This window comes from Streptomyces lycii (assembly GCF_009735685.1).
GTDB lineage: Bacteria > Actinomycetota > Actinomycetes > Streptomycetales > Streptomycetaceae > Streptomyces > Streptomyces lycii.
In genome coordinates this window covers 1-9,770 of the sequence record NZ_WHPN01000404.1, presented here as the reverse complement: position 1 = coordinate 9,770, position 9,770 = coordinate 1, and the positions used below count along the sequence as shown (strand labels likewise).

Below are 9,770 nucleotides of genomic sequence, written 5' to 3'. Positions count from 1 at the left end.
CAAGACGATGGATAGTCTGGGCGAGTGCCCAGTATTCCTGACCGCGTACTGAGCCTGATCGAGGCATCAGGCGTAAGTCGCCATGCCTTCGCGCAGCAAGTCGGACTCGACGATTCGAAACTATCCAAGTCCCTGAACGGCACCCGCCGATTCTCCTCGCTTGACCTCGCCCGTATCGCAGAACTGTGCAAAGTCAGCGTGGACTGGCTACTCACGGGAGTGGAGCTGCCGCTGGCTGTCGCGGCCCGGACCACTACCGGCGACGCCGGCACCGCTCTCCAGGCGGCGAAGCGGTACATCGTGCTGCGCACGGACCTGGATGCCTTCGGTTACCCGCAGCCCTGGCGGCAGTCGGCCGTAGGGGTCGGCCCGGGCAGCTACACGGACCAGGGCAAGCGGCTGGCCGACGAAGCGCTTGCCCGTGTGAGCCACGCAGGTCTCTCGATCAGCGAGGGCGACCTCGCCGACCTCGTGGAGTCGGTCTTTGGGGTCGACGTGGCCATCGACCACCTCGGCACCGGTTTCGACGGGTTGGCTGCCTCGTCCGATGAAGCCAAGCTGATCGTCTTGGCCACTACCCACGTCCCGGCCCGCCAGCGCTTCACGCTCGCCCACGAACTCGGTCACCTTATCGCCGGGGACGACCAGGACGTCCACCTCGACCGTGACATCTTCGACAAGGCGCAAGCCAAAGACCCGAGTGAAGTTCGGGCCAACGCCTTCGCGTCCACACTCCTCATGCCCGAGGAGATGCTCCGCGAGGCCGTCGGAACCACGGGGCTCACCGAGGAGACCTTCGCCGAGCTGGCCTGTGAGCTAATGGTGTCCCCGTCGACGCTCGCCTACCGACTGCTCAAGCTCCGGTTGATCGACGCGGGCACCTGCGACCGATACAAGGCGATCACCGGAATGCAAGCCGCGAAACTGGCAGGCCGAGGAGAACAGCTGGCCCAGCGGACGGCCAAGGCCGCAACGACACGTGCACCAGGGATTCTCCTCAGGGATGCCTATGCCGCCTACGAATCCGGACAGGCCACGTTGCGTCCCTACGCCAACCTCCTCGGAGCCGACGTCGACGATCTCAGGCGCACGCTTGAGTCGGAGCACGGAACCCACGATGCCCTGTGACGGACTTCCTCTTCCCGGACAACACGGTTCTGTGCAACTTCGCCACCGTGGAACGCCTTGACCTGCTCAAGTCGGTCCTTGCCGGCAGCGGGCGCTGGACGGAGGCCGTGGCCTACGAGGCCGGAAGGTCCGCCCGCGTGCTGCCCGCGCTCGACGAGCTGATCGACGCCGGTTGGTTAGGGGACGCGATCGAGATCGATGGCGACGCGGATGCCCAGCAGATCAACAGGATCCGACGTTCCGTGTTCGGTGGCACCGACGACCAGCCTCTGAAGCACCTCGGTGAGGCTCAGACCTGCTTCGTGATCAAAAACTGGAGCGAGTTCGCTGGATCCTGGTGGATCTCGGACGACCGAGAAGCCCTGCGCTACGCGCGCATGCAGGGGATCACGACCCGCGAGACCATCGACCTCGTCTCCATCGCGGTGGTCAACGGCGACATCGCGGCGAGGGACGCCTTCGACCTCATGCGGCGGATGGCAGACGAAGGGCGAACGTTGAAACTCCCCAAGTCAGCTGCCGATCTCTCGCGCTGACGCCGGTCCGCTGTCGGCCTACCTAAGGTTGCTACATATAGAACGCATACCGCCCCTGCGCACGCTCTTGCGGCCCCAGATGGCGGAGGATTTGTCCGACCTGGTTAGCGGTGCGCAAGGTGATGGGCAGGCGGCCGTCGAGCTGGGTCTGGTTCCAGTTCATCTTGGTCAACGCGAGCAGTTCCTCGGCGAGGTGCTCCGGGCTGGATTCGGTCTCGACCATGCGGAACGGCAACGGCGCGGGGATGTACATACCGGGGTAGGTACCGTAGAAGGGCACGCTGCCCCGGGTGTAGAGGACATGCTGGCGGGCGTCGAGGCTGAAAAGCGTCCCTCGCAGCGGCGGGTGTGCGGCCGAGCGGAACAGCCGCGCGGGGTCGCTGGCCGGGAACCAAAGCATTTCGACGGTATCGATGTCCGCGCCGTCGGCGGCGGCTCGAAACCCGTCGACTTCCTCCGGCGTGTACGAGGAGGTCTTGTGCAAGACCACCCGTGCGGGGAGGTGGCGATGTTCCTGACGGTAACGGCGGAGGGCGTCACCGAACAACGCGTGGGCGTCCCCTTGAGCGAGGTGGGGCTGCCTGTCGTGGCGGGAGACTTTGGCAGCCGCTCCCCGGACGATGACGCCGTCGCCCCGCTGGTTGAACACCTGGGCGACGCTGGTCTCCAGAGTGCTGTGGTCGCCGCTGCGGTAGAAGGTCACGCCGACGTAGCAACTGTCGAGGTCCGTCGACTCACGGGGCAGGCGCCAGGGAACGCCGCCGGCCTTGTAGTAGAGAGCTGTGTGCAGGTTCCACGCACGGGTGGCCTCGTCCTGGAGACGCGGCTTGTCCCCGCCAGGTGGGGCGAAGCTCGGGTCCCAGGTGCTGCGGCGGATGATCTGGATTGGGCGGCTGTAACGCATGGCCATGGCCTTGAGCACGGCGCGGAAGTCGTCCACTGGTTCGGCGGGCGGGGCCTTCTTCCAAGGGGCATCTGGGTCGATCTCGGGTGCGGGGCGTTCAGGCAGGCTTTCGGGCCGGGCGATGATCACGACATCACACCCGGGCTCCTCGTCCAGAACGTCGAGTTCGGCCGCGTAGAGCTGCACGGCGGCCTTGACCGCGTCCCGCGGATTGAGGCCAGTTACCCGCTGCAGGTCACGGTCCCGGATAGGGCGCTCCAGTCGTGAATCCCACACCAGCGTGGATCGGAATCCGGTGCCGGTGTCGAAGCCGGGGAACGGCACGAACAGTCGCCCGAGACGGCTGTTCTTGGCGGCGATCGGTTGGCGGCATCCATCAAACCAGCGCCGTAGGCCCTGGATGGAGGCCGGCGTGCCGACGATGCCGACCCGGATGGTGCGCACGGCGGTGTTGGTGGCGTCAGCAGGCCCGTAGTCGGTGATGCCGTGACGTGGGTCGATATGGCGGGTACCGCCGCTGAACTCCAACGGTGGTTCGTCCAAGACGGTCAGCTTCACAGCTCCACCTCGAATAGCGCCAGCTCGCCGTCGATTGCGTTCTCGACCTTGGGAGCGCCCTCAGAGGCGTCCACACCGTCGGCGTCGGTCTTGCGGGGGTCGGCCAGCCAGGCCGCGTCGTCGATGGCCCGGTCGGCAGCGAGGGTTACCAGGTTGCCGTAGTCCAGGATCGTGTCGCGGGGATCGAGCACTCCGTCCTCGCCATGCAGGTAAGTCGCCCACATCTGGGTCTGCCCGTGAACAGCTGGATTCCGGTCGAGCCGCTTTATGCCCGTCAGGTACTCGGACAGATACAGGGAGTCTCGATAGCCGTCGCGGGTGTAGTGGAACGTTGGAGTCAGCGAGCAGTACCAGTCGCTCTCGAGGATGAGGAACTGCCACTCCAGCGCGGCGTGCTTGCAGTAGCTGACTTGGTCGGGCGCCCTCTTCTTGAACTTCGGGTGGAACACCAGCCGTTGACGCCCACTCGCTCCACGGATATGGCGCGGCTTCAAGTCGGGAGTGGCGCGGAAGTAGACGATCTTGCGCCCGCGGTGCCACGCGCAGTCGCTGTCGACATCGCGCTGAAGTGCGTAGTTGAGCAGTTGGACGAGCCAGCGCTGTCGGAGCGGGTCGGAACTCCACTCGTCAGAGCCCACCGCGTCGGTGGGACCGTTAACCATGTGACGCAGCGCCGTTGCCTCGGGTGGCAGCCAGCTGTAGATGCGTCCACCTCGCAGAATGAAGTCGTGCCGTACGTTCGGGTCTCCGCTCTCGCGTTGCCGGACGACTACATCCCGCGGGTCGGTGTAACTAGTCGGGGCGCCGTAGATGAGGTTGGGGACGGTGAGCCGCAGGAGGTTGGTGGTCAGAACTTCCTCGCCATGCTCGGCAACCGGTACGTGGGCGCGCCCGTGCGGATCGGCGAGGCCGAGCAGTCGGTATGCCGCGTCTTGGCCGAAGCGTTGGGTTTGCTTGTCGAAGTCGATCCGGCCGGAGGCACGGTGGCTGGGGTCCGCGAACCAGCTCTGGATATGCATCCACCACGCCTCACCGCTCTGTGGGTGGGAGCAGACCAGGAGGACGGGATTGTCGGCGCTCATCCAGTAATCCACATCTTCCTGCTTGCACAGGTAGTGGAAGCCGCGTTCGCTCTCACCAGGAAATGGCCGGTCGCTAGCCTTGCTTTGCACCAGGATGATCCTGTTGGCGACCTCTCCGGTGGAGGGATCACGCAGTTCGATCTCACCGTCGATGCCCGCGTCGAGTGTTCCGGCGCGCTCGTGCCAGACGAATCCCATGCTGTTGATCATCTGGTGGATGAGGGCGACGCCGCTGTCTCCGATATGAGAGCTCCTGCCAATCTTTTTCATTCGGCTCCAGTCACCGAGCGAGAGATGCACCCCCCCCGCGTGGCAGAGGAGGGCTCCCAGCTCTAGTCCGATCGGCCATCGGCGGGGCTCCCCTCACGATGACTGTTCACGTTACGCCGGAGGTCTGACAATGGGCTGCAGCCAGGGGAAAGCTTGTCCACTGGGAACAGACGACCGCCCGCAACTAGGCTTCCCATCCCGCCGGCAGGCTCGACGACGGCAGCGCGCATTTGACTGCTCTTCTCGACGTGCTCCCGGGCAGGGGTGTCGCGGATGCTGTCGGCGGGCGCCTCGGTCAGCAGGTCGCCGACCCGGACGTGGGGGTCAGCTGGATGATCGAAGGAGCGCCGGTGCGCGTGGAGGTTCGGGCTGGAACTGGCCGTGGCGGCGTAGTGCGCTTGATGCGCGTGCGTGGAAAGGACTGAACTCCGAATCTTAGGAACGCCAGCGGCACCGTCGGTGCGGACATCGCGAGGCCCCTGTGGCGAGCACTCTCCGTGAAGGCTGACGGGCACTCAGATATCTCTGATGCATCGTCACCAATTTAAGATCATCTTGCACGCACGTTGCACAAGGTGATGAAAAACAGTGATGATCAATGGCGGGTTCCGCAAGTGTGTAACAGCAGGTCAGCAGGCATTTAGAAGTGTCGTGCCCCTCATCTCCTAGGNGGGGCACGACACTTCTGCCGATCAGATGTCCCGGAAGATCTCGATCTGCGCCCCGATCGAGTTCAGCCGCTCCGCCAGCTCCTCGTAACCCCGGTTGATCACATACACGTTGCGCAGCACCGAGGTGCCGTCCGCCGCCATCATCGCCAGCAGGATGACCACCGCCGGCCGCAGCGCGGGCGGGCACATCATCTCGCCGGCCCGCCAGCGCACCGGGCCCTCGACCAGCACCCGGTGCGGGTCCAGCAGCTTGACGTCGGCGCCGAGCCGGGTCAGGTCGGTCAGATAGATGGCCCGGTTGTCGTACACCCAGTCGTGGATGAGCGTCGAACCCTGGGCCGTGGCCGCGATCGCCGCGAAGAACGGGACGTTGTCGATGTTGAGCCCGGGGAACGGCATCGGGTGGATCTTGTCGATCGGGGCCTTCAGCTTCGACGGATACACCGTCAGGTCCGTGAGCCGGGTGCGGCCGTTGTCCGCCGGGTACTCCGGGCTGCGCTCGTGGTCGAGGCCCATCTCCTCCAGCACCGCGAGTTCGATCTCCAGGAACTCCACGGGCACCCGCCGGATCGTCAGCTCCGACTCCGTCACCAGCGCCGCCGCGAGCAGGCTCATCGCCTCCACCGGGTCCTCGGAGGGGGCGTAGTCCACGTCGCGGTCGATGTGGGGCACGCCGTGCACGGTCAGCGTCGTCGTCCCGACGCCCTCGACCCGTACGCCCAGCTGCTCCAGGAAGAAGCAGAGGTCCTGGACCATGTAGTTGGAGCTGGCGTTGCGGATCACGGTGACGCCGTCGTGCCGCGCCGCGGCCAGCAGCGCGTTCTCCGTGACGGTGTCCCCGCGTTCGGTCAGCACGATCGGGCGGCCGGGGCGGACCTCCGACTCGACCTCGGCGTGGTAGACGCCGTCGGTCGCGGTGATCTCCAGCCCGAAGTGGCGCAGCGCCGTGAGGTGCGGCTGCACCGTGCGGGTACCGAGGTCGCAGCCGCCCGCGTACGGGATGCGGAAGCGTTCCTCGCGGTGCAGCAGCGGGCCGAGGAACATGATGACGCTGCGGGTGCGCCGCGCCGCCTCCATGTCCATCGAGTCCAGGTCGAGCCGGGCCGGCGGCACGATCTCCAGGTCGCCGCCGCCGTTCACCCAGCGGGCGCGGACGCCGATGCTGCCCAGCACCTCCAGGATCCGGTAGACCTCCTCGATCCGGGCGACCCGGCGCAGCGTCGTGCGCCCGGAGTTCAGCAGCGTCGCGCAGAGCAGCGCCACGCAGGCGTTCTTGCTCGTCTTCACATCGATGCTGCCGGACAGCCGCCGCCCGCCGACGACACGCAGGTGCATGGGGCCGGAGTAGCCGAGCGAGACGATCTCGCTGTCCAGTGCCTCGCCGATGCGGGCGATCATCTCAAGACTGATGTTCTGGTTGCCCCGCTCGATACGGTTGACCGCGCTCTGGCTGGTCCCGAGAGCTTCCGCCAGATGCGTCTGTGTCCAGCCGCGATGCTGCCTGGCGTCCCGGATGAGCCTGCCGATGCGTACGAGGTAGTCGTCTCCCATGTGATGGACGCTATCTCAGATATGAGATGGCTGCCCGTCGGGGGCATTCCTGTACGGCCGTTCGGGTGTGGCACGCCTGCCCGCCGACGTGTACCCCTTGTCCCGGTTTCTCACATCCGCCGCCGGAAGCCGTTGCCCGAAGGGGCACCCGTACGGCCGATCGCTGCCCGTGACGAGGCCTGCCGGTCCGCTGCCGGGACCGGCAGCGGCGGCTAGCGTGAGCGCGGCGTGGAAGGAACGCGTCGGGGAGGCAAGCGTGCACGCGCAGGAGCAGCGGGACGGGCAGCGGCGGGCGACGCCGGGGACACCGGCTCCCGGCCGGGGCCGTGGCCGGGACGGTTCCGCCCGGCCGGCCGCGGCCGCCGCCGGTGGACGGGCGGACGCACTGTCGCCGGCCGGGGTCCTGGCACTCCAACGCAGCGCCGGCAACGGCGCCGTGGCCGCGGCGCTGGGCGGCCCTTCCGGCGTTCAACGGGCGGGCGGCCCGGCCGCCGTCCAGCGGGCGGGCGGCCAGGAGGAGCGGGAGCCGCGCCCGGAGCGGACGCCCGCCGCCACCAGCGGCCCCACCGGCCTGGTCGGCGGCGGCTCGGATCTGGTCACCCCCGGCACGGGGGCGGACGTGGGACCGGATTTCCGCAATCCCGCCGTCAGCACGGACGCCTCCTACGGAGGCGGTGTGGCCGGACCCTTCGGCGTGGTCGCGGCCTCGGGGGTGAATCTCGGGATCAGCGCGCGGGGCATGCACACGGCCGGCCGCGGCCGCCGGGCCGCCCAGCCCGGCAGCGCACAGCACCAGGCGCACTCCCGGGACTACGCCGGCGCCGCCGGGGACACCGCCCAGAACGCCTCCAGCTTCACGGCCAACGCCCTCCACGGCACGGGCGGCGCGATGAACCTGTCCGGCAACTACCTGCCCGAGATCTACAACGGAGCGCTCACCGGAGGCGGCTTCGCCGCGCTGCCCGGCGCGCTGGTGCAGGCGGTGCGGTACAGCCGCAAGGCCCACAAGGCCGGCCGGCGGGTCGACCGGCTCCGGGAGACCATGGGGCGGGAGGACCAGGTCCAGAGGGAGCTGGTGCTGGCCGCCGCCCGCGAGGAGATCGAGGCCACGCGGGAGCTGGTGCGGGAACTGGAGGAGTACCACACCTTTGCGTCGAGCCGGAAGGCGGAGATCGCCGAAGGCCTGCAGGCGTGCGAAGGCGGCGCGGAACTCCCCGATGTCGACCTCGCCGCGTTCCAGGCCGAACTCGGCACGCTGGGCCAGCGGGTCGAGCGGGCCAGGGAGAAGCTGGCGGCCGCGGAGGAGCGGCGGCGCGAGCAGGACCGGGCGCAGGCGGCCGTGGAGCGCGCGCTGACCGAAGTCGCCCGGCAGATCAAGAGGTACGAGCAGGTCGGCGACGAGGAGATCACCCTGCGCGTGATCCAGGGCTACGCCCTGGCCAAGAACCAGCGGGGAAGACTGGTGAAGGCCATCATGGCGATGAGCGGCGCGCTGGCCGCGTCCGGCGCGGTGGCGTCCCTGGTGGCGACCATCGCCATCACCGCGGGCGCGGGCGTCGGGGCGGCGGCGCTCATGGCCACCCCGGTCGGCTGGGCCCTCGCGGCGACCGCCGCGACGGCGGCACTCGGCGTGGGCTCCTACCGGGCCTGGCAGTTCTTCGCCCACCGCTGGGCGCAGACGGCCGGGACGGAGACCGGCGGAGAGGCCGAGAACTCCGTACCGGGACGGCTGAAGAAGACCCTGCGCTTCTGGAGGCCGACCGGCCCGAAGCCGAGGGAACGGCTGGCGGCCGCCCTCTACCAGCTGGCGAGCGACCCCGAGCGGTCGTGGGGCCAGGAGACGGCCGAGGAGCTGGGACTCGACTGGGAGCAGTCGGACTACGACACCAGCTGGGCCCGGGAGACGGTCGCGGACCTCGGGCTCGACTGGGAACGGCTCCGGGGCGACCGGGAGAGCGCCGTCAAGCTCATCGCCGCGAAGCTCGCCTCCTGACGGCCGGAGCCGCGCCCCGACCCGCCGTTCCGACCCGGGGTGCGGGCCGGGCATGCGCGGCCGGGTGGGCGCGGGGCGGGGCATGCACGGGCGGGCGCGGGCCGGGCGGACGTCGGCCCGGCGGGCGGGGGGCAGGCGGAGGACGCGGACCTGCGGAGGACGCGGACCTGCGGCGTGGCGCCGGTCAGATCACGCGGAACCGGTCAGATCACGCGGAAGAGGTCGGCGGCGGCGTGGACGTCGGTGAGGTCCTCCACGGAGCGGAGGTTGTCGCACAGGGCGTCCAGGACCGAACCCGTTCCCGCGGCGGGCGGTGCGCCGATGGCCAGACCGAAGAGGCGGAAGCCCAGCCGGTGCTTGGCCTCGTTCCAGCCGCGCATCCACTCCTGGGTGACGCCGCACTCGTCATCGGTGATCATCACGATGTCGCCGCGCGCGCGGGCGGCGTCGTCGAGTTCTTCCTCCAGCAGTTCGCCGGCCGCTGTCAGGGGCGTCTGGTAGCTGGTGCCGCCGCCGAGGAAGGACTCCGCGAAGTCCAGGACCTCGGCGATGCCGGCGGGCCGGCCGGCCGGGAAGCGGAAGACCCGGAGCTGGTCGGCGGAGGAGAACAGGATGCCGACGAAGTCGCGCCCGGCGTGACGGGCCTGGTCCAGCAGCGCCAGGGCGCACGCCTTGGCCCACGCCTCCCGGGTGACGCCGCCGGGCCCCGCCACGAGCATGGAGTGGGAGGTGTCCACGCACACGATGACGGCACCCCGGCCGCTGGACTGCTCGCCCTGGCTGTCGTAGAGCATCAGCTCCCCGGCGGCGTAGCGCGCGGCGAACACCGCGCGCAGCCCGGGCAGGCCGAGGTGGGCCAGCTCGGAGGGGACGAGACGGGAGAGGTCGTCGCCGAGGGTGACACCGATCAGCTCACCGGCGGTGTTCTCCACCTTGCGGGCGCGCTCGCCGCCGGCCATCTGCCGGAAACGGCCGATCAGCTCCGCCCAGTCCGCGAGCCGGCCGGCGCGCAACCGCTCGGCGAGCCGGGCCCGCCCCTCGAGCGGCATCCGTTCCAGCTCGCCGGGGTCCACCCCC

Annotated in this window: 7 protein-coding genes; 3 read left to right on the top strand and 4 right to left on the bottom strand. The window is 69.0% G+C overall.

Annotation, left to right across the window (positions count from 1 at the left end):
- The first annotated feature begins 24 nt into the window (after window positions 1-24).
- Both GCU69_RS28115 and GCU69_RS28110 read left to right on the top strand, forming a co-directional pair.
- The gene (locus tag GCU69_RS28115) at window positions 25-1,128 is read left to right on the top strand and encodes an XRE family transcriptional regulator (protein WP_156207550.1); all 1,104 of its coding nucleotides are present in this window, start codon (window positions 25-27) and stop codon (window positions 1,126-1,128) included.
- Complete coding sequence (locus GCU69_RS28110; protein WP_218037995.1) at window positions 1,125-1,664, top strand: hypothetical protein; 540 nt, start codon at window positions 1,125-1,127, stop codon at window positions 1,662-1,664. The genes GCU69_RS28115 and GCU69_RS28110 overlap by 4 nt, the downstream gene beginning before the upstream one ends.
- A 31-nt stretch (window positions 1,665-1,695) precedes the next feature.
- Here GCU69_RS28110 and GCU69_RS28105 read toward each other — a convergent pair whose 3' ends face one another.
- The 3 genes from GCU69_RS28105 to GCU69_RS28095 form a co-directional block, all read right to left on the bottom strand.
- Window positions 1,696-3,126, bottom strand: coding sequence for an argonaute/piwi family protein (locus GCU69_RS28105; protein ID WP_156207549.1), 1,431 nt, complete (start codon window positions 3,124-3,126; stop codon window positions 1,696-1,698).
- Complete coding sequence (locus GCU69_RS28100; RefSeq protein WP_156207548.1) at window positions 3,123-4,478, bottom strand: DUF4365 domain-containing protein; 1,356 nt, start codon at window positions 4,476-4,478, stop codon at window positions 3,123-3,125. Before GCU69_RS28100 ends, GCU69_RS28105 begins: the two co-directional genes overlap by 4 nt.
- A gap of 692 nt (window positions 4,479-5,170) precedes the next feature.
- Window positions 5,171-6,700: a helix-turn-helix domain-containing protein gene (locus GCU69_RS28095; protein ID WP_098754138.1), complete on the bottom strand. Its 1,530-nt coding sequence runs from the start codon at window positions 6,698-6,700 to the stop codon at window positions 5,171-5,173.
- Between the two features lie 256 nt (window positions 6,701-6,956).
- Between GCU69_RS28095 and GCU69_RS28090 the strand changes: the two genes are divergently transcribed.
- Complete coding sequence (locus tag GCU69_RS28090) at window positions 6,957-8,693, top strand: hypothetical protein (RefSeq protein WP_156207547.1); 1,737 nt, start codon at window positions 6,957-6,959, stop codon at window positions 8,691-8,693.
- Window positions 8,694-8,896: 203 nt separating this feature from the next.
- Here the strand turns inward: GCU69_RS28090 and GCU69_RS28085 are convergent.
- On the bottom strand, window positions 8,897-9,770 hold an 874-nt coding region (locus tag GCU69_RS28085; protein WP_156207546.1), incomplete at its 5' end, for a VWA domain-containing protein.